At 63.0% G+C, this 21,307-nt stretch carries 18 protein-coding genes and 2 tRNA genes; 6 read left to right on the top strand and 14 right to left on the bottom strand.

Going from position 1 to position 21,307, the window contains the following annotated elements; genetic code table 11:
• Window positions 1-22: 22 nt before the first annotated feature.
• The 4 genes from XI05_RS03690 to XI05_RS03705 form a co-directional block, all read right to left on the bottom strand.
• Entirely contained in the window at window positions 23-889 is an 867-nt protein-coding gene (locus tag XI05_RS03690) for a glycosyltransferase family 2 protein (RefSeq protein ID WP_271498718.1), read from the bottom strand.
• Entirely contained in the window at window positions 886-1,635 is a 750-nt protein-coding gene (locus XI05_RS03695) for a class I SAM-dependent methyltransferase (protein ID WP_271498719.1), read from the bottom strand. Before XI05_RS03695 ends, XI05_RS03690 begins: the two co-directional genes overlap by 4 nt.
• 167 nt (window positions 1,636-1,802) lie before the next feature.
• Window positions 1,803-2,837: an acyltransferase family protein gene (locus XI05_RS03700; protein ID WP_271498720.1), complete on the bottom strand. Its 1,035-nt coding sequence runs from the start codon at window positions 2,835-2,837 to the stop codon at window positions 1,803-1,805.
• Window positions 2,838-3,002: 165 nt separating this feature from the next.
• On the bottom strand, window positions 3,003-3,863 hold the full coding sequence (locus tag XI05_RS03705; RefSeq protein WP_271499218.1) for a class I SAM-dependent methyltransferase: 861 nt from the start codon (window positions 3,861-3,863) through the stop codon (window positions 3,003-3,005).
• Between the two features lie 177 nt (window positions 3,864-4,040).
• Here XI05_RS03705 and XI05_RS03710 point away from each other — a divergent pair, with 177 nt between their 5' ends.
• On the top strand, window positions 4,041-5,111 hold the full coding sequence (locus XI05_RS03710; protein WP_271498723.1) for an acyltransferase family protein: 1,071 nt from the start codon (window positions 4,041-4,043) through the stop codon (window positions 5,109-5,111).
• Between the two features lie 55 nt (window positions 5,112-5,166).
• Here the strand turns inward: XI05_RS03710 and XI05_RS03715 are convergent.
• The 4 genes from XI05_RS03715 to clpX all read right to left on the bottom strand — a co-directional run bounded on the left by XI05_RS03715 (window position 5,167) and on the right by clpX (window position 9,835).
• Window positions 5,167-5,243, bottom strand: a tRNA-Val gene (locus XI05_RS03715).
• A gap of 96 nt (window positions 5,244-5,339) precedes the next feature.
• On the bottom strand, window positions 5,340-5,744 hold the full coding sequence (locus tag XI05_RS03720; protein ID WP_271498726.1) for a GFA family protein: 405 nt from the start codon (window positions 5,742-5,744) through the stop codon (window positions 5,340-5,342).
• 73 nt (window positions 5,745-5,817) lie between these two features.
• Window positions 5,818-8,241, bottom strand: coding sequence for an endopeptidase La (gene lon, locus XI05_RS03725; protein ID WP_172783507.1), 2,424 nt, complete (start codon window positions 8,239-8,241; stop codon window positions 5,818-5,820).
• 322 nt (window positions 8,242-8,563) lie between these two features.
• Window positions 8,564-9,835 (bottom strand): ATP-dependent Clp protease ATP-binding subunit ClpX, encoded by a 1,272-nt coding sequence (gene clpX, locus XI05_RS03730; protein ID WP_008547851.1) that lies wholly within the window; start codon window positions 9,833-9,835, stop codon window positions 8,564-8,566.
• A gap of 182 nt (window positions 9,836-10,017) precedes the next feature.
• Here clpX and XI05_RS03735 point away from each other — a divergent pair, with 182 nt between their 5' ends.
• A complete protein-coding gene (locus XI05_RS03735; RefSeq protein ID WP_172783506.1) occupies window positions 10,018-10,224 on the top strand; it encodes a hypothetical protein in 207 nt (68 codons plus the stop codon).
• 62 nt (window positions 10,225-10,286) lie between these two features.
• On the opposite strand, the gene XI05_RS03740 is transcribed toward XI05_RS03735, so the two are convergent.
• The 3 genes from XI05_RS03740 to XI05_RS03750 form a co-directional block, all read right to left on the bottom strand.
• The gene (locus XI05_RS03740) at window positions 10,287-10,922 is read right to left on the bottom strand and encodes an ATP-dependent Clp protease proteolytic subunit (RefSeq protein WP_027559514.1); all 636 of its coding nucleotides are present in this window, start codon (window positions 10,920-10,922) and stop codon (window positions 10,287-10,289) included.
• 280 nt (window positions 10,923-11,202) lie between these two features.
• Entirely contained in the window at window positions 11,203-12,564 is a 1,362-nt protein-coding gene (gene tig / locus XI05_RS03745; RefSeq protein ID WP_212255170.1) for a trigger factor, read from the bottom strand.
• A 174-nt stretch (window positions 12,565-12,738) separates the two neighbouring features.
• Window positions 12,739-12,823 (bottom strand) — tRNA-Leu (locus XI05_RS03750).
• Window positions 12,824-12,977: 154 nt separating this feature from the next.
• On the opposite strand from XI05_RS03750, the gene XI05_RS03755 reads away from it, so the two are divergent.
• The gene (locus XI05_RS03755) at window positions 12,978-14,279 is read left to right on the top strand and encodes a multicopper oxidase family protein (RefSeq protein WP_271498729.1); all 1,302 of its coding nucleotides are present in this window, start codon (window positions 12,978-12,980) and stop codon (window positions 14,277-14,279) included.
• A gap of 57 nt (window positions 14,280-14,336) precedes the next feature.
• Here XI05_RS03755 and XI05_RS03760 read toward each other — a convergent pair whose 3' ends face one another.
• On the bottom strand, window positions 14,337-15,836 hold the full coding sequence (locus tag XI05_RS03760) for an NAD(P)H-hydrate dehydratase (RefSeq protein WP_271498731.1): 1,500 nt from the start codon (window positions 15,834-15,836) through the stop codon (window positions 14,337-14,339).
• Between the two features lie 380 nt (window positions 15,837-16,216).
• Here XI05_RS03760 and XI05_RS03765 point away from each other — a divergent pair, with 380 nt between their 5' ends.
• Window positions 16,217-16,555 carry a P-II family nitrogen regulator gene (locus XI05_RS03765; RefSeq protein ID WP_007603495.1) on the top strand — a complete coding sequence of 113 codons (339 nt, stop codon included), beginning with the start codon at window positions 16,217-16,219 and terminating at the stop codon, window positions 16,553-16,555.
• A 153-nt stretch (window positions 16,556-16,708) separates the two neighbouring features.
• Window positions 16,709-18,118 (top strand): type I glutamate--ammonia ligase, encoded by a 1,410-nt coding sequence (gene glnA / locus XI05_RS03770; protein WP_172783502.1) that lies wholly within the window; start codon window positions 16,709-16,711, stop codon window positions 18,116-18,118.
• Between the two features lie 91 nt (window positions 18,119-18,209).
• Here glnA and XI05_RS03775 read toward each other — a convergent pair whose 3' ends face one another.
• Entirely contained in the window at window positions 18,210-19,172 is a 963-nt protein-coding gene (locus tag XI05_RS03775; protein WP_271498734.1) for an AraC family transcriptional regulator, read from the bottom strand.
• A 307-nt stretch (window positions 19,173-19,479) separates the two neighbouring features.
• On the opposite strand from XI05_RS03775, the gene XI05_RS03780 reads away from it, so the two are divergent.
• Window positions 19,480-20,967, top strand: coding sequence for an outer membrane protein (locus tag XI05_RS03780; RefSeq protein WP_271498736.1), 1,488 nt, complete (start codon window positions 19,480-19,482; stop codon window positions 20,965-20,967).
• A gap of 148 nt (window positions 20,968-21,115) precedes the next feature.
• Here XI05_RS03780 and XI05_RS03785 read toward each other — a convergent pair whose 3' ends face one another.
• Window positions 21,116-21,256: a hypothetical protein gene (locus tag XI05_RS03785; protein WP_271498740.1), complete on the bottom strand. Its 141-nt coding sequence runs from the start codon at window positions 21,254-21,256 to the stop codon at window positions 21,116-21,118.
• Window positions 21,257-21,307 lie beyond the last annotated feature (51 nt).

The following is a 21,307-nucleotide window of genomic DNA, read 5'->3' on the forward strand; positions in this document are numbered from 1 at the left end:
CGCGCTATGGCATGATCGATGGTCATGGTCGCTGGTTCATGATCTGCTTCAGAAGCACCGCCAGCAGCCCCATCGCCACGACGAGAATGCTGAGGAGGATGGCTCCGACCCCGAGGACGAAACCGCTGACGAGCTGAAGAATGATGCCGCCGACCAGCGAAACCACGGCGAGCAGCATGCACAACATCGCCAGCAGCACGAAGATCTTCAGCGGATTGTAGTAGGTGCAGGCTTCGAGGACGTATTGAAGCGTACGAAGGGAATCGCGGAACAGATTGACCTTGGACCGTCCGATCCGCTCGGCGTAATTGATGGGAATGTAATCGACGAACTTCGCGTTCATCATGTACGCGAGGGTCAGGGAGGTGGTGAAGCTGAAGAGGTCGCTGACGTGGTCGAAATAGGAAATGGCCACCTGGCGGCGGAAGGCGCGGAGACCGGAATTGATGTCCGGGATCTCGCGGTTGGCGGTGAACTCGACGATGACCTTGAGCACCGCGCGCAGCGGCGACTTCAGCATCGACTCCCGGTAGTTCGGACCGGTCCGGGCGCCGACCACCATGTCGAAGCCTTCATTGAGGCGTGCGATCAGTGCCGGTATGGCCTCGATCGGATAGGAGCCGTCGGCATCGCTGATGACGATCACTTCAAAGGACGCCATGCGAATGCCGTCCTTGAGCGAGCGCCCGTAGCCGATGTTGTGGGCGTGCCTCAGAACCTTTGCGCCGGCCTGCTCGGCCAGGGCACCGGTCCCGTCGGTCGATCCGTCGTCGACGACGATGATTTCATAAGGAGTGAGCTGGGCTCCGTCGAGAACCGCCTTCGCGCGCGTGATCGTGTCGACGATGCCATTACGCTCGTTCAGCGCTGGAATGACGACCGAAATCATACGCGCCGTGCGATGCAGGTGACGGATTGCCCGAAAAAGCTTCGCGACAGCGGATCGAGTGCCCGCGACAGGGGAACCATGTACCTGTCGAACAGCGCGATCTGTCCATTCACGGCGTCGTCGTTCAACGAGTCGTGCCGCTTCAACCGGTTAGCCAGCCACCCCAGTCCGCCGATCGGGTTGAAATAGCTCAACCGGACGAGCTCGACAGGCTGGCCCGCCAGGATATCGCGCAACCGCGCGGTGCTGTAGCGACGGAAGTGCCCCGCAAGCCGGTCGAGATCGTTGTAGAGCAGCATGAGAGCCGGAACGCTGATGAGAAGATGTCCACCCGGCTTGAGCACGTCGACGAGATTGGCGACCGCCTTGGCATCGTCTTCGATGTGCTCGAGCACGTTGACGGTGAACACCGCATCGATCCCGTCGGGAAACAGCGCGTGGAGCTGTTCGGCAACCAGAATGTCGCAGACGGCGAAGCTGCGGTCCGGCATGGCCCGACTGGCCTGCTCGACGCTGTCGCGGTCGTGGTCCACCCCGCAATAGTCACCGAGTTCCCCGAGCACCCTGCTGTAGAGCCCATGACCAAACCCGACTTCGACGATCCGTCCCTTCAGATACGGGCGGAATTGCTCGATGACCCAGTTCATGTAGTTCTGCGCATCGGCGATGCCGCTCGAATACGTCGCCGCTCCCGTCTTGAGACGGTCGGCCTGCACCGGCTGCGGCAATCGAGAGACCTGAGCCATGAATCCTGAACCTCTGTTCGGCTCGGGATTAGCAGCAAGAGCGGGGTTTCTCAAGCCGTTCGGCGTCCGTTCACCCATCAGTTGCAATCAGGCTGCGAGGTTATTTCCTCGCATGCCGCGCGTCCTACCGAGCCGGTGCGGTACGCATCTGATCGCCGATCGCAGCTCTAGCCTCTCACATCGGAGCTTGCGGCGCCGGCCACGACGGCCGTCTTCGAACGTCGCGCCAACCAACCCGCCGCCCAGCGGTTGATCGGGCGCTCGAACCAGATCCACGACGCGGACGCGACGAGGACGAGAATCAAGAGCAGACACCAGCGCCAGATCTCGCCGCTTCCGGTGTCGAGCCGCAGCCAACGCGCCAGCCATGGCGAGAGCATGAAGAGGGGCCAGTGCCACACGTAAAGGCCGTAAGAGATGTCGCCAAGCCATTCGACCGGGCGCGGCGCAGATGGCAGGAGCGCCATACCGGATACGGCCAGGCAGCACGCCACGGGCGTCATCCAGGGTGTCAGTCGCAGCCCATACACGTAGGCTCCAATCGCGGCAGCCAGCAGCACCAGACTGAAGCTCCAGCGGGGCGAAAGTCGCGAGACCATCATGTAGGCGAATACGCCAGCGGCAAAGTTCGCATAGTGTCCGTGCACGAAACGCGCAATCATCGGAGGCTGCGGGTCGATCTCCGCCCCGATCGCAGCGGCAGCAACGCACCAGAGCAGCAGCAATCGGACACCACCGAGGGGAATCAGGATGGCGGAGACGAGGTAGAAAATCACCTCGTATTCGAGCGTCCAGCCGACCGCATTCATCGGAGCCTTTTGCGGCAAGATCAGGAGCGAACGTAGCACACGGTCCAGCTCGATCTCATGCGGCGGCCCGCCAATGCTGCGGCTGAACAACACGACCATGACGATGGTCGCCACTGCATTGAGGGGATAGATGCGAAAGAAGCGCTTGGCGAGGAAGTTGAAGGGCGTATAGCCCGGCGCCGATGAGACGTAGCAAACGATGAAACCGGAAATTGCGAAGAAGAGATCCACTCCGGCAGCACCGCGGTCCGCCAGAAACTGCCAGGTGTGAAGCCGTGCTGGATCGAAATAGCCGAGCGCAAGGTGCGTGTGAAAGTAGAAAACCGCGAGAGCGGCGACAGCACGCCCGACCTGAACGCCGGGCAATCGGCCATGAAGTTGATTTTGTGTCATTCCGTGCTCGGGCGAGGACTGTAGATGGCAAGGGCATATCGCGCAACTTCGACTGTTTGCACCGGAAGCCCGGTTCCAACCAGATAGACTTGCGCTGCGGCTGCGACCGTGCGGCACGGGAGCACCAAGCTTTGGCGTCTGCCGATGGGGCAACGTATCTCGCCTCTACGTTACCCTTGCCGTCACGATCCAGATCGCGCCCTGCAGAACCACGCTCTGCCCCTTCAGGAACGGCGTGAGCATCTCGCGGATCGAGGCTTTGGCGGCCTCGTACGTTTGCGGCGGATGGCCCTGCAGCGCGCGGCTGGCCGGGCCGATCTGCAGCGCGCCGTCGACGGCGGCATCGAGGCCGCCGCCGATCGCGACGTCCATCGCAAGATCATGCGGCTCCATCGCCACGTCGACGAAGCCCGCGCCTTTGAGGATGCGCGTCACGCGCTCTTCCGAGGCGAAGGCGAACGGGCCCGGCTCCTCCGGCCCGACCGGCGGCATCTTCGGCACGTGCTTGTAGACCGCCATCAGCGGCGCCATCATCCACGGGTTCTCCTTCGGCTCGCGCCAGCAGGCGAAGGCGAGCCGTCCGGTCGGCTTCAACGCACGCCGCAGATTGACGAAGGACGCAATCGGATCGGCGAAGAACATCACGCCGAAGCGTGAAGCGAGCAGATCGAAGCTCGCCGGCTCGAACGGATGCACGGTCGCATCCGCCTGCACGAAATCGAGCGGCAGTCCCTTTGGCGCAAGCGCCCGCGCCTGCGACAGCATCGGCTCGGAGACGTCGAGGCCGAGCGCAAAGCCATCAGGCGCGACAGCCTTCGCGAACGCAAAAGTCGTGGCACCGGAGCCGCAGCCGACATCGATCACGCGCTCGCCCGGCCTCGGTTTGGCGCGGTCGATCAGCACGTCGGCAATGGGTCCGAGCAGGTTCTCTTGCGCCGCATGGCGATCGGCCCAGCGCTGCCCGCTCGGGCCGTTCCAATAAGCGATCTGGTCGGCATTTTCTGCGTGTCCACCCGGCTGCTGCATCAACCTCTCCGCGACCATGCCGATCGCTCCCATCGGCCCAAAGAGGCTTAGCCGCATGTCCTTCGCCGCCGCAAGGCCGATTTCGGCACGATGCGGGATCGGCTGCCGGGCCATGCTACCCCAGGTTGACACAAGCGTCGGGTGCTGTGTTAAGTAGCCCGGAGAGGAGAAAGCCCCTTGAAATCGGAACGATCGGTCGGCATCGATTGCCTGCGCGCCATTTCCATCATCTGGGTGCTGCTCTATCACTTCGTCCCGGTGCAGGCGTTCAACCGGGGCACGTTCGGCGTCCTGCTATTCTTCATCATCAGCGGCTACTGCATCGCATTCAGTGTCGAGACGTCGCAAACGGCCTGGCATTTCTCCGCGAAACGGCTCGGCCGCCTTCTTCCCGCGCTGATCGTCTGCGGCCTGCTGACAACGCTGTTCAAGAACTTGATGCCCGAGCTGGTCGAACACGGCCGCGAGGTGAAATGGGTCCACTACGTCTATACGTTGATAGCCCTTCCGACGCTCAACGTCCTCCAGGCCAACTATAATCTGCCCGATGGCGCCTATTGGTCATTGCAGATCGAGTTTCAGTTTTACTTCTTCTGCTTCCTGACGATGGCATTGGGCCTCAAGCAGCGCCTGCTGGCGTTGCTGTGCGCGATGACCGTCTTCCGGACGCTGACGACCAGCACCGATTACTACACCTCAAACGATTTCTTCCCATTCTTCATCGCCGGTGTGAGCGTAGCGGCTCTCGTCAGGGGACGCACCGGCAAGGGGATAGCGGGAATCCTCGTGGCGTTCGCCGTCGAGCTCTATCATCTGAAGTTCAACGTCAAGCAGCCCTCGGTCCCGATCGAGATGTACCGGTCCCTGCTGCTCTGGTCCGGCACGGCCGCCGTCTACCTGGCAGCGCGGTATGACCACGTCCTGCCGCGCTCCTTCCGCGCCCTCGCCTTCATCGGCGTCATCAGCTATCCGCTCTATCTGCTCCATCAAGACGTCGGGAACATGATCTTGCGCTGGGCGCAGATCGGCCGTGACACGACGTCGGACTTGCTTGTTCGGACCTTCGTGCTGCCGGCCTTCCTCGCCGCGATCGCCTGGCTCGTCTATGCCTTCGTGGAGAAGCCTACCATCAAGCCGCTCACCGTGCTGATAGCCGATCCGCTCGCCTGGTTCCGACAATGGCGGCCACAAGGGTCGGACCGCGGCTATCCTGCCGCCGAGCGCAGCGGCGAAATCGCGCGCCAGTAGCCGGCCGGATGAGCCCGATCCGCATGCTACGCAAACGCGTGACCCAGATGCAGGTTGGTGGGCGGTCACGGATTCGAACCGCGGACCCTCTCGGTGTAAACGAGATGCTCTAACCAGCTGAGCTAACCGCCCTCGCCGCCTCTTTAGCCCTAGGGGCCCCGGACGGGCAAGACCCCAGCCCAACGACATGAGCCCAACGACTTGGACCGACTTGGACCGACTTGGGCCTCAATCCTGCGGCCGCCCCGGCAGCAGCGGCACGGCGTCGATCCACACCGCCGCAGACTGGCACCAGATCTGTCGCGTGGGCCTCAGCGCGTCGCGCTGGCGGATCGAACCCCAGCGGATGCCCCAATCGTCGGCCTGGTCGCCCTCGCCGCTGGTGAACAGCGGGGAACCGCAGTCGGCGCAGAAATGCTGGAAGCGCATCCGGCCGTTGTCGCCGCGCTTGCCGTAGATTTTGGGCGTACCGCGGGTCAGGCGGACATCAGCCTTGGTGCAGATGGCCGTCACCCGGAACGGCGAGCCGGTCAGCGACTGGCAATCGGTGCAGTGACAGACCGAGATTGCCTCAGGATCGACCTCGGCCTCGAAGGTGATCGCCGCGCAATGGCATTGCCCTTCGATGTGCATTGCCTCCTCCCTATCCCCCCAAACAAAAACGGCGCCCGAAGGCGCCGTTTTATCATCATTCCGAGCTGCGATCTCAGTGAGCGGTCAGGCCGCCGGCGGCTTCGTCGCCGTCCGGCTTCACCGTCACCTTGGTGTCCTCTTCCCAGACGATCGGCACCGGCTTCTTCACCAGCGCCTTGGCGACGACGTCGTCGAGGCGGGAGACCGGGATGATCTCCATGCCGCCCTTGATCGCATCGGAAATCTCCGTGAGATCCTTGGCGTTGTCCTCGGGGATCAGCACCGTCTTGATGCCGCCGCGGGCCGCAGCCAGCAGCTTCTCCTTCAGGCCGCCGATCGGCAGCACGCGGCCGCGCAGCGTGATCTCGCCGGTCATCGCGACATCATGGCGGACCGGGATGCCGGTCATGACCGAGATGATCGCAGTGGCCATGGCAACGCCTGCGGACGGACCATCCTTCGGCGTCGCGCCCTCCGGCACGTGCACGTGGATGTCGCGCTTGTCGAACAGCGGCGGCTCGACGCCGTAGTTGATCGCGCGCGAGCGGACGTAGGACGCCGCCGCGGAGATCGACTCCTTCATGACGTCGCGCAGATTGCCCGTGACCGTCATCTTGCCCTTGCCGGGCATCATGACGCCTTCGATCGTCAGCAGCTCGCCGCCGACATCGGTCCAGGCAAGGCCGGTGACGATGCCGACCTGCGGCTCGCTCTCGATCTCGCCGAAGCGGTACTTCGGCACGCCGAGCAGCTCTTCCAGCGTCTTCTCGGTGACCTTGACCGACTTCTTCTTGGAGATCATCAGCTCCTTCACCGCCTTGCGGGCAAGTGTGGAGAGCTCACGCTCCAAATTGCGCACGCCCGCTTCGCGGGTGTAGCGGCGGATCAGAAGCAGCAGCGCCTCGTCGTCGATCGAGAACTCCTTGGAGTCCAGGCCGTGCTTGGACACCGCGTTCGGGATCAGGTGCTTGCGCGAGATCTCGACCTTCTCGTTCTCGGTGTAGCCCGCGATCCGGATGATCTCCATGCGGTCCATCAGCGGCCCCGGAATATTGAGCGTATTCGCGGTGGTGATGAACATCACGTTGGACAGATCGTAGTCGACCTCGAGATAGTGGTCGTTGAAGGTCCCGTTCTGCTCGGGATCGAGCACCTCGAGCAGCGCCGAGGACGGATCGCCGCGGAAATCGGCGCCCATCTTGTCGATCTCGTCCAGGAGGAACAGCGGATTGGACGACTTGGCCTTGCGCATCGACTGGATGATCTTGCCGGGCATCGAGCCGATATAGGTGCGGCGGTGACCGCGGATCTCGGCCTCGTCGCGCACGCCGCCGAGCGAGACGCGCACGAATTCGCGCCCCGTCGCCTTCGCGATCGACTTGCCGAGCGAGGTCTTGCCGACGCCGGGAGGTCCGACGAGGCACAGGATCGGCCCGGTCAGCTTGTTGGCGCGCGACTGCACCGCGAGGTACTCGACGATGCGCTCCTTGACCTTCTCGAGCCCATAGTGATCGGAGTCCAGGATGGCTTGCGCCTGCTCCAGGTCCTTCTTCACCTTGGACTTCTTGTTCCACGGGATCGACAGCAGCCAATCCAGATAGTTGCGCACGACGGTCGCTTCCGCGGACATCGGCGACATCTGGCGCAGCTTCTTCAATTCATGCTGCGCCTTCTCGCGCGCTTCCTTGGAGAGCTTGGTCTTGGAGATCTTCTCTTCGAGGTCGGCGAGCTCGTCGCGACCATCGTCGTCGCCGAGTTCCTTCTGGATCGCCTTCATCTGCTCGTTGAGGTAATACTCGCGCTGGGTCTTCTCCATCTGGCGCTTGACACGCGAGCGGATGCGCTTCTCGACCTGCAGCACCGAGATCTCGCTCTCCATCAGGCCCAGCACCTTCTCCAGGCGCGTGGTGACGGACAGCGTCTCCAGGATGCCCTGGCGATCGGCGATCTTGACGGCGAGATGCGAGGCAACGGTGTCGGCGAGCTTGGCGAAATCGGTGATCGCCTGCACGACGCCGACGACCTCGGCCGAGATCTTCTTGTTGAGCTTCACATAGCTCTCGAAGTCGGACACGACCGAGCGCGCCAGCGCTTCCGCCTCGACCGATTTCGCATCGGTGTCGGCGAGCGCGACGGCGGTCGCCTCGTAATAGTCGGCGCGATCGGTGTACTTCGCCACGCGCGCACGCTCGAGCCCTTCGACCAGCACCTTCACGGTGCCGTCGGGGAGCTTCAAGAGCTGGAGCACGCTGGCAAGCGTCCCGGTCTCGTAAATGGCATCGGGCGCCGGATCATCGTCGGACGCGTTCTTCTGCGTCGCGAGCATGATCAGCGCATCGTTCTTCATCACCTCTTCGAGCGCGCGGATCGACTTCTCGCGACCGACGAAGAGCGGAACGATCATGTGCGGGAAGACGACGATGTCGCGCAGCGGCAGCACGGGATAAGCGTGCGCTTCGCCATGGACGATGGTTGGCCGGGGTTTGGGATTGGTCATGGCCTTTTCCTTTTGCTTTGCCCCCTTGCACGCAGCCCGCTGATCATGCGCAACCGCCACAAGGTGCCGAGGTGATCCGCAGAACCGGTCGGTCCTCTACAAGTTGGACCGGCTCGCCGGAACGGAACAGAGGCGAATCTTGAAGAGAATTTTCGCTCGCCGCCGACATTAGGTGGCTATCGACCCAGGGGGTGTCAAGTCATTGAAAGACGCGCGCCATCAGGCGCTTACGCACGCAATAAGCGATGCAACACCGGCTGCGGAAATATCAGTTCCGCAGCCCACTTTGAGAAGACGATTGGAGCGTTCCAGCGCCGTCAGATCAGGCGCTGGCGTTCTCGACGGCGCGATCGGACCGATCAGCGTAGATGTAGAGCGGACGCGCCGTTCCTTCCACGACCTCGCGGGAAATCACGACCTCTTCCACACCTTCCAGACCCGGCAGGTCGAACATGGTCTCGAGCAGGATCGCCTCGAGGATCGAACGCAGGCCCCGCGCGCCGGTCTTGCGCTCGATCGCCTTGCGGGCGACCGCGCCAAGCGCCTCGTCGGCGAAGGTCAGCTCGATGTTCTCCATCTCGAACAGCCGCTGGTACTGTTTCACCAGCGCGTTCTTCGGCTCGGTCAGGATCTTCTTCAGCGAGGTCTCGTCGAGGTCCTCGAGCGTCGCCACGACGGGCAGACGGCCGACGAACTCGGGGATGAGGCCGTACTTCAGGAGGTCCTCAGGCTCGACGTGACGGAAGATCTCGCCGGTGCGGCGATCCTCCGGCGCGAGCACCTGGGCGCCGAAGCCGATCGAGGTCGACCGACCGCGTGCCGAGATGATCTTCTCGAGGCCGGCGAAAGCGCCGCCGCAGATGAACAGGATGTTGGTGGTATCCACCTGCAGGAACTCCTGCTGCGGATGCTTGCGGCCGCCTTGCGGCGGGACCGAAGCCACCGTGCCTTCCATGATCTTCAAGAGCGCCTGCTGCACGCCCTCACCCGACACGTCGCGCGTGATCGAGGGGTTGTCGGACTTGCGGCTGATCTTGTCGATTTCGTCGATGTAGACGATGCCGCGCTGGGCGCGCTCGACGTTGTAATCGGCGGCCTGGAGCAGCTTCAGGATGATGTTCTCGACGTCCTCGCCGACATAGCCGGCTTCGGTCAGCGTCGTCGCATCGGCCATCGTGAACGGCACGTCCAGGATGCGGGCGAGCGTCTGCGCGAGCAGCGTCTTGCCCGAGCCGGTCGGACCGATCAGCAGGATGTTCGACTTCGCGAGCTCGACGTCGTTGTGCTTGGTCTGATGGTTGAGGCGCTTGTAGTGATTGTGCACCGCGACCGACAGGACCTTCTTCGCATGGCTCTGGCCGATGACGTAATCGTCCAGCACCTTGCAGATTTCCTTCGGCGTCGGAATACCGTCGCGCGACTTGACCAGCGAGGACTTGTTCTCCTCGCGGATGATGTCCATGCAGAGCTCGACGCACTCGTCGCAGATGAAGACCGTGGGACCCGCGATCAGTTTGCGGACTTCGTGCTGGCTCTTGCCGCAGAACGAGCAATATAGCGTGTTCTTGGAGTCGCTCGTGCCGACCTTACTCATTCATGTCTCCGTCCGCGGTTCGATCCCGTTCCGCTCGATCGCTCCATTCCGACACGATGGTCGGCATGAAGCTTAAGTAGAGCAAATTCCGTACCAAAAAAGACCCTACGCTTTACTACATCCCGTGCGAATCACGGTCACTCGATTCCCCCGCGATCATAGCCGACCAATCGTAGCCAACCATGCTGTCACCCGACTATCAAGAATTCGCTAATCGGGGGTCGCCGGCTACCCGTGACAATACCGTGATTTCCGGTCTTGGCACGAGCGAAGTGATCGAAAACACCCCGGCGTTGCTGGATTGCCACGAAAAACAAGCACGAAAGCGGAACTTTCTGCTTGCCGCAGGGCGCAAAACCGCGTTTTGCGCCGCGCGCACGCGCACCTAACGTGAACGCCGCCCTGACGGGTCCACGGCAAACTGAGGGGTCGTCTTGACGCCCCAGTAGTGCTACGGGGCCTTCGCCGGCGCCGGCTCCTCGGCGCGCTTGTCGATCACCTTGTCGACAAGGCCGAACTCCTTGGCGTCGTTCGCGGTCAGGAACTTGTCGCGTTCCAACGCATCCTCGATCGACTTGTAGGTCTGGCCGGTGTGCTTGACGTAGATCTCGTTGAGCCGCTTCTTCAGGTTCAGTATTTCCTGGGCGTGCAGCATGATGTCGGTGGCCTGGCCCTGGAAGCCGCCGGAGGGCTGGTGCACCATGATGCGTGCGTTCGGCAGCGAGAAGCGCATGTCCTTCTCGCCGGCGGCGAGCAGCAGCGAGCCCATCGAAGCCGCCTGACCGGTGCACAGCGTCGAGACCGGCGGGCGGATGAACTGCATGGTGTCGTAGATCGCAAGGCCCGACGTCACCACGCCGCCCGGCGAGTTGATGTACATCGAGATTTCCTTCTTCGGATTTTCCGCCTCGAGGAACAATAGCTGCGCGACGATCAGCGTCGACATGCCGTCCTCGACCGGGCCGGTCACGAAGATGATGCGCTCCTTCAAGAGACGCGAGAAAATGTCGTAGGCGCGCTCGCCACGGTTGGTCTGCTCGACCACCATGGGCACGAGGTTCATGTAGGTTTCAACCGGATCGCGCATGAGTCACCTAGTGTTTCGGAGACGGACATCGCCGGGCAGGCTTGCCACTTTGGCTGAATTTGCCGGAAGGCGAATGGACGTCCTGTGATGCAGGAACTTGGGTAAGAAGTAGAAGGCGTAGCGACAGATATAGCCCAATTCGCTTCTGACAAGTGCGGAGCGCATTAAGGCTTAACCCGAGGGGCAGTTGAAGCTGATTCGCGCAAAGAGGCCCAGCCGGCCACCTGGCTAGCTGGGCCTCTTCGCTGATCATCATTAATGGAAGGCTGCCTCAAACCCTTCAGGCTGCGGTCTTTTCCGCCTCGTCGTCCTTGTAGAGGTCCTCGCGCGAGACCTTCTTCTCGGTCACGTTGGCGAGCTCGAGGATGAAGTCGACCACCTTGTCCTCATAGATCGGCGCACGAAGCTGGGCCAACGCCTGGGCATTGTTGCGGTAAAAGTCCCAGACCTCCTTCTCGCGGCCAGGCATCGAGCGCGCACGCTCGATCACGGCACGGCCGACCTCGTCGTCGGTCACGGTGATCTTGTTCTTCTCGCCGATCTCGGAGAGCACGAGGCCGAGCCGCACGCGGCGATCGGCGATCTTGCGATACTCCTCCTTCGCCTTGTCCTCGGTGGTGTCCTCGTCGGCGAAGGTCTTGCCCGCGGAGTCCATCTCGGCCTTGACCGAGTTCCACATCAGGCTGAACTCCTCGTCCACCAGCGAGGGCGGCGCCTCGAAGCGATGCGCCTCGTCGAGGCGGTCGAGCAGCGCGCGCTTGACGCGCTGGCGCGTGGCGGTGGCGAACTCGGCGGTCAGCCGCTCGCGTGCGGCCTCCTTCAGCTTGTCCAGCGATTCCAGGCCGAGCGACTTGGCGAACTCGTCGTCGATCGCGAGGTCCTGCGGCGCCTCGATCAGCGTCGCGGTGGTCTCGAACTCTGCCGGCTGGCCGGCGAGCTTGTCGTTCATGTAGTTCTTCGGGAACGACACTTTCAGCGTGCGCGTCTCACCCGCGCCGATGCCGATCAGTTGCTCCTCGAAGCCCGGGATGAAGGTGTTGGAGCCGATGACGACCTGGATGCCCTCGCCGGTGCCGCCCTCGAAGACTTCGCCGTTGATGGTGCCCTTGAAGTTGATGGTGACGCGATCGCCCGACTCCGCCTTGGTGCCCTCGCCCTTGGCGGCATAGGTGCGGTTGGAATCGGCGATGCGCTTGATCGCCTCGTCGACGTCGGCGTCGGTGACCTCGGCAACGGGCTTCTCGACCTGGAAGGTCTTGAAGTCGGCGAGCGCGATCGCCGGCACCACCTCGATCGCGACCGTGTAGGTCAGATCCGTCTTGCCGCTCAGCAGCTCCTCGACGTCCTTCTGCTCCGTCGGCATGGTGATCTTCGGCTCGGTCGCGAGACGGAAGCCGCGCTCGGAGAACAGTTGCGTGTTGGTGTCGCGGATGGTCTGGTCGATGGTTTCGGCCATGACCGAGCGGCCATAGACCTTCTTCAGGTGCGAGACCGGCACCTTGCCCGGACGGAAGCCGTTGATGCGGACCTTGTCCTTGAGGTCGACGAGCTTGGCACCGGCCTTGGCGTCGAGATCAGACGCGGGAACGCTGATCTTGAACTCGTGCTTCAAACCTTCCGAGAGGGTTTCTGTGACCTGCATGGCGTCCAATCTTCTTTTCGTTCGGCCCCGGCACGTCGCGCGTCGGGACGCTGTCGTTAATCGATCCGGCGCGAGGCAAACGCCTCCACGCCGGTGGTTCATCGGACCCGCTCCAGGCGGATGATCATCCGCTTGGAAGCAGGCCTCGTAATCCGTGCAAACGCGATAAGCGCTTGGTGCGGGCGGAGGGACTCGAACCCCCACAACTTTCGTCACTGGAACCTAAATCCAGCGCGTCTACCAGTTCCGCCACGCCCGCGTGAATTTGCATCAAGACCGGCCGCGATGCCGCGGGCGGCCGGGCTTATAGCATGCGCCTGACTGTTCGCAGCAAAAAAATGGCCTGATGGAGGCAGGCTTCAAATAGGCACGATGGCTGGACTTATCCAGCACGGCGTGGTCCGGATCGTGCCATGACAACGCGGATTTCTGACCCTACCCGGCGCGAGGTTTTGGCAGGCCTCGGAGCCTCGGCAGCCGGGCTGATCGCAGGGGGTGCGGGCCCGTCCGTGACGGCCCAGCTCGCGCTGCAGGCGAGGCTGGCAACGCTGGTTCTAAGATCGGGTCAGCCGGCTACCCCGATCTGGGAGCTGGCCGCCGTAAGCCATCTCAGGGATGTCCGTCTCAAGCGCGGCGACCGCTGCGAGGTGGTGTTCCGGAACGATCTGCCTGTGCCGCTTGCGCCGGTCTGGTACGGCCTCCAAGGCCCGGCCGCTTCCGATCCCCTCCGGGGGCGCGCGCCGGCAGCGCCAGCTACAACAGAAATATCAAATATTTCAATGCCAAGCGCGGGAACCCTGCTGGCGGACTTCCGCCTCTTCGAGGGCAGCTTGAAGCAGCCCGCGCGCCCGCTGCCGATCATTGCGGCCGAGACCAGCCACGTTGCCGTCGACCGTGACGAGATCCTGTTGATCGAGGAATGGCGCCTGCGGCCGGATGGCACCGCGGTCCCGGCGGGCCAGGACCCGAAGGACACGACGCCGCTCTACACCGTCAACGGCAAGACTTCATTCGAACTCTCAGCCGCAGCTCGTGAGCGGCTGCGGCTGCGCTTCATCAACGGCTCCCAACGTACTGTTCTGGCAATCAAATTGGAGAGCCACGAGGTCCGTGTGATGGCCTTGGACGGCCAACCGGCCGAGCCGTTCCCCGCGCGCAACGGCGCGTTGGTGCTGGCGCCCGGCGCACGGGCCGACGCCTTCGTAGATGCGGCCGCCTCGGCCCCATTCCTGCTCCATGACGGCAAGGAGGCGCGCCAGGTCGGAAATCTGACCATCTCCGGGAAGCTGGAGCGCGCCCCGCTGTCGCCTCCCCAACCGCTCCCGTCGAACGATCTCCCCGAGAAGCTCGATCTGAGAGGCGCCCTGCGGTTCGATGTCGCGCTCGGCGCCGCCGATTCCGGCTGGGCACGGCCGGCGACATTCTCCACCGAATCTGCCCCCGCCTTCCGCGCCAGGACCGGCCGCACCGTGGTGCTGGCCCTGCAGAACCCCGCCCCGATTCCCACGGTGTTTCACCTGCACGGCCACCCGTTCCGCCTGCTCGACAAGCTCGACGACGGCTGGAAGCCCTATTGGCTCGACACGCTCGCGATCGAGCCCGGCCAGACCCAGCGCATCGCCTTCGCCGCCACCTCGCCCGGACGCTGGCTGATCGAATCCGTCGTGACCGACTGGGCCGCGCCGCGCCTGGTGCGCTGGTATGGGGCGGAGTGAGATTTTGTAGGCTGGGTGGAGCGCAGCGAAACCCATCCTGCCCCCGTAGCGAACAGCTCAATACTCCACGCCGAGCGCATCGTAGATCCGCCGATGCACGGCCGGCAGCGTCTCGGTCAGGTCTTCCGCGATCAGACCCGGCCCGGCTTCGCTTGCCGCCTCGCCATGCATCCAGACGCCGATGCTGGCGGCCTCGAACGCCGGCACGCCTTGCGCGAGAAGACCGGCAATGATTCCGGACAGGACGTCGCCGGCACCCGCCGTGGCGAGCCACGGCGGCGCGTTGGCGGCAATGGTGGCGCGGCCATCGGGCGCGGCGATTGTGGTGTCCGGGCCCTTCAGCAGCACGACGGCGCCGCAGCGCTCGGCGGCGGCGCGGACGCGCTCGAGCTTGGAGCGGCCGGGATGCTTGTTGCTGAGGTCGGAGAACAGGCGCGGAAACTCGCCTTCATGCGGGGTCAGCACCACCGCATTGTCCTGCGAGGACTTGATCGACTCGAACAGGCGCTCGGGGGTTGCGGCAAAGCTGGTCAGCGCATCCGCATCGAGCACCAGATGCCGCTGCGCGGCAAGCGCGGTATGGACGAAATCGCAGGTGCGTTCACCGATGCCCGCACCGGGACCGATGATGCAGGTGTTATAGCGCTTGTCGCCGAGCAGCTCGCCGAACTCGATCGCGCTGTCGACGGGGCGCACCATGACCGCGGTGAGCGCGCTCGCATTGATCGCGAGCGCATCGCGCGGGCTCGCCAGCGTCACCAGGCCAGCGCCGGCGCGCAGCGCGCCGCGCGCGGCGAGCCGTGCCGCGCCGGTCGCGGCCGCATCGCCCGAGACCGCGAGCACGTGCCCTCGCGCATATTTGTGGCCGTCGATGCGCGGCACCGGAAAGGCTGCGCCCCAGACATCGGGATCGTTTTCGAAAATCTGCGGCGCGATCTCGTCCAGCACCTGCGCATCGATGCCGATGTCGGCAACGCGGACGCGGCCACAATGCACACGTCCCGGCAGCAGCAGGTGCGCCGGTTTCTTGCGGAAGAAGGTGACGGTCTCGGTGGCGTTCACCGCCACGCCCATCACGGCCGCGCTGGTGCCGTTGATGCCGCTCGGCAAATCGACCGCGAGCACCGGGGCCCCGTTGACGTTGATCGCCTCGATCATCTCCCGCGCCTCGCCGTCCACGGTACGACTGAGGCCCGCACCGAACAGCGCATCGATGATCAGCGCAGGTCTGCCGATCGCCTGCGGGTTGAACGGCAGCACCGGATGCTTCCAGCCGCGCGCGGCGGAGGCGGCATCGCCCTGGAGCTGGTCGCGCTCGCACATCAGGATCACCGAGACCTCACGCCCCTGCGCGGCGAGCTCGGCGGCGGCGACGAAACCGTCGCCGCCATTGTTACCGGGTCCGGCCACGATCAGGATCGGCCCCTCCTCCACCAAGCCCTGGGCGGCCTCGGCGACCGCCTGGCCGGCGCTGAGCATCAGCTTGAAACCGGGCGTGCCGGCCGCGATGGCGAGCTGGTCGGCGCGCTGCATTTCGGCGTTGGTCAGAACTTCCATGCCACTTCCTAGTACAAACGCCTCTTGAACAGGCATCTTTGGCGCCGATCCGGCGGCGGGAACGTCGATCTGCACACATATTGAACCGTTTGCCTATTCTGTAGTCTTCGGTATTTTGTGCAGGTCGGCACACCACTCAGAGATGCTCGTTAAAAGGCTGATAACGCTCCGATAATCAGGGCATTTGCAACTTGGCATAGACCCTGCTTTCGAGGAAGCCGCTTCGGTTCGTCGTGCTCACTGGCGTCTTCAAGGGTGTGGCTGGCCGTTGTTGCCGGACCGGTCAGGGATCCCGGCATAGAGAAGACAAGATCGTGCGTTGAGAAATGCGCGCCCTGACGAAGACGTTGCTATTGGATCGAAAGGCCGGGAGTCGCGCAGTGAAGAAAATCGAAGCCATCATCAAGCCATTCAAGCTCGACGAGGTGAAGGAAGCGCTTCAGGAAGTCGGTCTCCAGGGCATCACCGTCACCGAGGCCAAGGGCTTTGGCCGGCAGAAGGGTCACGCCGAGCTTTACCGCGGCGCAGAATACATCGTCGACTTCCTGCCGAAGGTCAAAATCGAGATCGTGATCGGCGACGATCTGGTCGAGCGCGCCATCGACGCGATCCGCCGCGCCGCGCAGACCGGCCGCATCGGCGACGGCAAGATTTTCGTCTCCAACATCGAAGAGGCGATCCGCATCCGAACCGGCGAATCCGGGCTGGACGCTATCTGAGCCGGGTGCTATCCCGCATTTTGCGACACTCTGACAAGAAATAAGGCTGCTTCGGCGGCCTGATTTCGTTTGTGCGGTCGCGCGCGAACTCGCCAAAAGCGAGAACAATCTTGCTCACCTGGAAACCGACCCGCAGAGCCATAAGGGGTATGCATGAAGACCGCCAAAGACGTCCTGAAATCGATCAAGGACAACGACGTGAAGTACGTCGACCTGCGCTTCACCGATCCGCGCGGCAAGTGGCAGCACGTCACGTTCGACGTCAGCATGATCGATGAAGACATCTTCGCCGAAGGGACGATGTTCGACGGCTCCTCGATCGCCGGCTGGAAGGCGATCAACGAGTCCGACATGTGCCTGATGCCCGATCCGGTGACCGCGACGATCGATCCGTTCTTCGCCGAGACCACCATGGTCATCACCTGCGACGTGCTCGAGCCGACCACCGGCGAGCCCTACAACCGCGACCCCCGCGGCATCGCCAAGAAGGCCGAGGCGATGGTGAAGTCGATGGGCGTGGGCGACGCCGTGTTCGTCGGGCCCGAAGCCGAGTTCTTCGTGTTCGACGACGTGCGCTTTTCCTCCTCCCCCTACAACACCGGCTTCCGCCTCGACTCCTCGGAACTGCCGACCAACACCGACACCGAATATGAAGGCGGCAACCTCGGCCACCGCATCCGCACCAAGGCCGGCTACTTCCCCGTCCCGCCGCAGGACTCCGTGCAGGACATGCGCTCCGAGATGTTAGGGGCCATGGCCAAGATGGGCGTCAAGGTCGAGAAGCATCACCACGAGGTCGCTTCCGCCCAGCACGAGCTCGGCATGAAGTTCGACACGCTGACGCTGATGGCCGACCACCTGCAGATCTACAAATACTGCATCCATCAGGTCGCCCACATCTACGGCAAGACCGCCACCTTCATGCCGAAGCCGGTCTACGGCGACAACGGCTCGGGCATGCACGTGCACCAGTCGATTTGGAAGGACGGCAAGCCGGTGTTCGCCGGCAACAAGTATGCCGACCTGTCGGAGACCTGCCTCCACTATATCGGCGGCATCATCAAGCACGCCAAGGCGATCAACGCCTTCACCAACCCGTCGACCAACTCCTACAAGCGTCTGGTCCCGGGCTATGAGGCCCCCGTGCTGCTCGCCTATTCCGCGCGCAACCGCTCGGCCTCCTGCCGCATCCCCTACACCGCTTCGCCCAAGGCCAAGCGCGTCGAGGTGCGCTTCCCCGATCCGCTCGCCAATCCCTATCTCGGCTTCGCCGCGATGCTGATGGCCGGCCTCGACGGCATCAAGAACAAGATCGATCCGGGTCCGGCGATGGACAAGGACCTCTACGATCTGCCGAAGGAAGAGCTGAAGCAGATCCCGACGGTGTGCGGCTCGCTTCGCGAGGCGCTCGAAAACCTCGACAAGGACCGCGCCTTCCTCAAGGCCGGCGGCGTGTTCGACGACGACTTCATCGACGCCTATATCGAGCTGAAGATGACCGAGGTCGAGCGCTTCGAGATGACCCCGCACCCGATCGAGTTCGACATGTACTATTCGGGCTGATCGGCCTGAACCGTCTGCGACAAGCTAAAGGCGCTTCCGGAAGGAGGCGCCTTTTCGTTTGCAACTGTAAGATCGTCCGCCCGCCTGCGGCTCACTTGCGCATGCGAATATCGGACGGGGACGCACCGTAAGCACGCCGAAAGCTGCGGTTGAAGTACGAGATGTCGTTGAAGCCTGACCGGTGTGCGATTTCGCTGATCGAGCGGCCTGCGAGGCTTGGATCCGTCAGCATCTTGTAGGCAGAGGCCAGGCGCTGGTTGAGGACGAACTCGGTAAAGCTCGTGCCTTCGGCTTCGAAGAGCCTGCGGACGTAGGACTTCGAGATGCCCTGCTTGGCTGCGACGGAATCCAGGCTCAAGCCAGGATTGCCGAACTGGGCGCGAATGTGGGTCTTGATGCTCCGCATTCGGGCGGCTGCAACGCCGCGCATGTTCGCCAGCTCGACGGCATCCGGAGTCGCGCCGAGGACCAGGGCGCCGAGATCGATCATGTGGTTCACAACCGCCCGCCGCATGGCGGCGTTCGCAAGCGTCTGTCTCTCATTGACGATGCCGAGATAATCCAGAAACAGCGAAAGCGCGGGATTGCCTCTGTCGAGTGGTCTGCCGATCGCGTCGTCGAAATTCCTGACCAAGGGCGCAATCAGGGCGCGGCTGATCCGCCAGGTGACGACACGCCTCGTCGTGGGATTGGTTGCCGTCCCCGGCAATCCATTCGTGGTCAAAACCGCCTCCCCGGGGCCGAGGCACGTCTCGTGACCATTTTGATTGTGGATCGCCGTACCATCGAGGTTGAACACGAGCACGGGATCGTCGTTGTCGATCATCGCTTCGGTGTGCCGACAGAAAATCGGAGAAGCGGTCGCGGCCGCGACGGACATTCCAGGCAACGCACGCAGCTTGATGTCGATCTGGAGCGCCGTATCGGGCAACGGCTCGATTTCCAGCTTGAGAATTTCGCGGCCGTAGATCTGGTGAAATGCTTCGGTCCTCTCGCGATCGGCAAATGCGGAGCTGGACAGTTCCAGCGCAATCAATTCGTCGCCAGTATCCAACACACCTCTCCATAAAAGTGAGATTGCCCGGCACTCTTTTGTCGCAGGAAACTGGCGGCGTTCAAAGGCCTTTCATTGCAAGGTCCAACTCGGATCACACGCCACTTCAACTGCGGCTCGATACGACGTTGGCGCTGGACCAGCGCGCCGGCTGATGTGGCAATGCGATCACAGGTGATGGCAATCGCCAGATTTGTGGTGATCCGTCCAAGTAGGTGTGGCGCGTGCCCCAAGCCGAAGCAGCGCCGCTCCCAGTATAGCTACCTGACGTCGCTTTCGAATACGCGCGCCGGTTGCAGGGGGCTCAATGGCAATCACGGGAAGATTTCTTTCGACCGCTGCGTTCGGTCTTGCACTGACGCAGGCGGCCTCAGCCGCGGATCTGCCCGTCAAGGCAGTTGCGCTTGCGCCTGCCGCTGTCGACTGGAGCGGCGTCTATGTCGGCGTGCATGCCGGCTATGGTGGCGGCATGAAGGACTGGTGGGTCGGTAACGTGTTTGGACCGAACAATGATTATGCCGCGAGCGGCTTCCTCGCGGGCGGACAGATCGGCATCAACAAGCAGATCGCAAGTCTGGTTTTCGGTCTTGAGCTGGACGGGTCATGGGCCAATATCCGCGGCTCTCAGAACATGCGCCTTGAAGAGCCATTCTTTATCGATACGACCGCCACGGTCACTTCGAGAATCGAGGCATTGGCAACGGCGGCGGGCCGCGTCGGCTTGGCGGCCGATCGCTGGCTGGTGTTCGCAAAGGGTGGCATCGCCGGCGCGTGGGAAAAGCACAGTAGCAACGCAGCGAGCAACGACCTCTTCGCCGGCACCGCGTCATCGAGCTTCAGCGGGAATGAATACCGTTGGGCACCGATGATCGGCTTTGGCGCCGAATATGCATTGGAGGGGAATTGGTCGGTCAAAGCCGAATACGACTACTTGCACTTCGGCACGCGGTCGGTGCGGATGAGCGGTAGCTCCACAGCTCTTCCGACTCCTTTCTCGGTTGATGTACCGATCACGCAGGATTCCATCCACCTGATCAAGGTGGGCGCGAACTACCGAATTTCTGATCCTGCGGTCGATCCCAAATATCCGCCCGTCAGGGCGGTGCCCGGCACGAACTGGACCGGCGGCTTTGTCGGCGTGCAGGGTGGCTATGGCTTTGGTCGCGAGTGGCGGAGCCAAGCTCCCGCACCCCTGCCGGGCAGTGGCAGTTTTGATGTCAGCGGATGGCTTGGAGGCTTTGACGGCGGCGTCAACGTTCAGTCCGGCGTGTTCGTGCTCGGCGTGGAAGGCGAATGGATGTGGACGGGGATCAAGGGCAGCCGATCCTCCACGTTCCCGCTGGGCGGATCGACGGTAACGTCCAGTCTGAACACCTCGACAGACTGGCTTGCGATCGCCAGCGGCCGCGCCGGCTTTGTCGTCGGCGATCGCCTGCTTGTCTATGGCAAGGCTGGTCTTGCGCTCGCCAATGAAAGCCACGCAATGAATGGCGTAGAAGTCTTTGGAGCCCTCAGCGAATCTCTCGCAGCCAGCGGCAAGGCCCTACACTCAGGCGCCGTGATCGGAACCGGGCTTGAATATGCATTGGCGGGCAATTGGTCGGTCAAAGGCGAGTACAATTACATCCGCATGTTCAACCAGCAGACGAGTCAGAGCGGCACTTGCAGTCAGCCCCTGTTGGCCCCGGCAGCGGCCGCGGTCAACAGCGCGATCACGCAGGATCTGCAGCTGTTCAAGCTAGGCGTGAACTATCACTTCAATCCGCTGCCCGGAGCCATCACCGCACGCTACTGATTCGATGACCGGGCTTCGATGCGCCCGCCAGCTTTCGTTCTGCATCTGACTCCAGTTCGTTCTCAAAGAACAAATCAGAGCCGCAAAAATCGCATCGGAGCAATTCCTACCGATTGGTTTATTCGGATCGAGATTTGGAATGCGCACGTCACTTGTCCGGAAAGTTGACGCCGATCTCGGTCACCATGGGCGCCCATTTCACCAGCGTCGCGTTGTCGGAGGCGATCTTCGCGCCGTCACCGGAGAGCGACCCCGGCGCTCCGGCCTTCTTGCCGAAGCGGATGGTCACGGTGCAGCGTCCCGCAAAGGCCGGCCTCGACGGCATCAAGAACAAGGCGCC

The sequence above is a fragment of the Bradyrhizobium sp. CCBAU 11357 genome (genome assembly GCF_028128865.1).
GTDB lineage: Bacteria > Pseudomonadota > Alphaproteobacteria > Rhizobiales > Xanthobacteraceae > Bradyrhizobium.

What these genes read in the sequence shown, in the direction of transcription:
- clpX (WP_008547851.1), bottom strand. Translation starts at nt 9,835, where the DNA reads ATGAGTAAGGTCGGCACGAGCGACTCCAAGAACACGCTATATTGCTCG.
- tig (WP_212255170.1), bottom strand. Translation starts at nt 12,564, where the DNA reads ATGCAGGTCACAGAAACCCTCTCGGAAGGTTTGAAGCACGAGTTCAAG.
- lon (WP_172783507.1), bottom strand. Translation starts at nt 8,241, where the DNA reads ATGACCAATCCCAAACCCCGGCCAACCATCGTCCATGGCGAAGCGCAC.
- XI05_RS03740 (WP_027559514.1), bottom strand. Translation starts at nt 10,922, where the DNA reads ATGCGCGATCCGGTTGAAACCTACATGAACCTCGTGCCCATGGTGGTC.
- XI05_RS03780 (WP_271498736.1), top strand. Translation starts at nt 19,480, where the DNA reads ATGGCAATCACGGGAAGATTTCTTTCGACCGCTGCGTTCGGTCTTGCA.
- XI05_RS03705 (WP_271499218.1), bottom strand. Translation starts at nt 3,863, where the DNA reads ATGCAGCAGCCGGGTGGACACGCAGAAAATGCCGACCAGATCGCTTAT.
- XI05_RS03720 (WP_271498726.1), bottom strand. Translation starts at nt 5,744, where the DNA reads ATGCACATCGAAGGGCAATGCCATTGCGCGGCGATCACCTTCGAGGCC.
- XI05_RS03760 (WP_271498731.1), bottom strand. Translation starts at nt 15,836, where the DNA reads ATGGAAGTTCTGACCAACGCCGAAATGCAGCGCGCCGACCAGCTCGCC.
- XI05_RS03690 (WP_271498718.1), bottom strand. Translation starts at nt 889, where the DNA reads ATGATTTCGGTCGTCATTCCAGCGCTGAACGAGCGTAATGGCATCGTC.
- XI05_RS03735 (WP_172783506.1), top strand. Translation starts at nt 10,018, where the DNA reads ATGCTGTCACCCGACTATCAAGAATTCGCTAATCGGGGGTCGCCGGCT.
- XI05_RS03755 (WP_271498729.1), top strand. Translation starts at nt 12,978, where the DNA reads ATGACAACGCGGATTTCTGACCCTACCCGGCGCGAGGTTTTGGCAGGC.
- glnA (WP_172783502.1), top strand. Translation starts at nt 16,709, where the DNA reads ATGAAGACCGCCAAAGACGTCCTGAAATCGATCAAGGACAACGACGTG.
- XI05_RS03695 (WP_271498719.1), bottom strand. Translation starts at nt 1,635, where the DNA reads ATGGCTCAGGTCTCTCGATTGCCGCAGCCGGTGCAGGCCGACCGTCTC.
- XI05_RS03700 (WP_271498720.1), bottom strand. Translation starts at nt 2,837, where the DNA reads ATGACACAAAATCAACTTCATGGCCGATTGCCCGGCGTTCAGGTCGGG.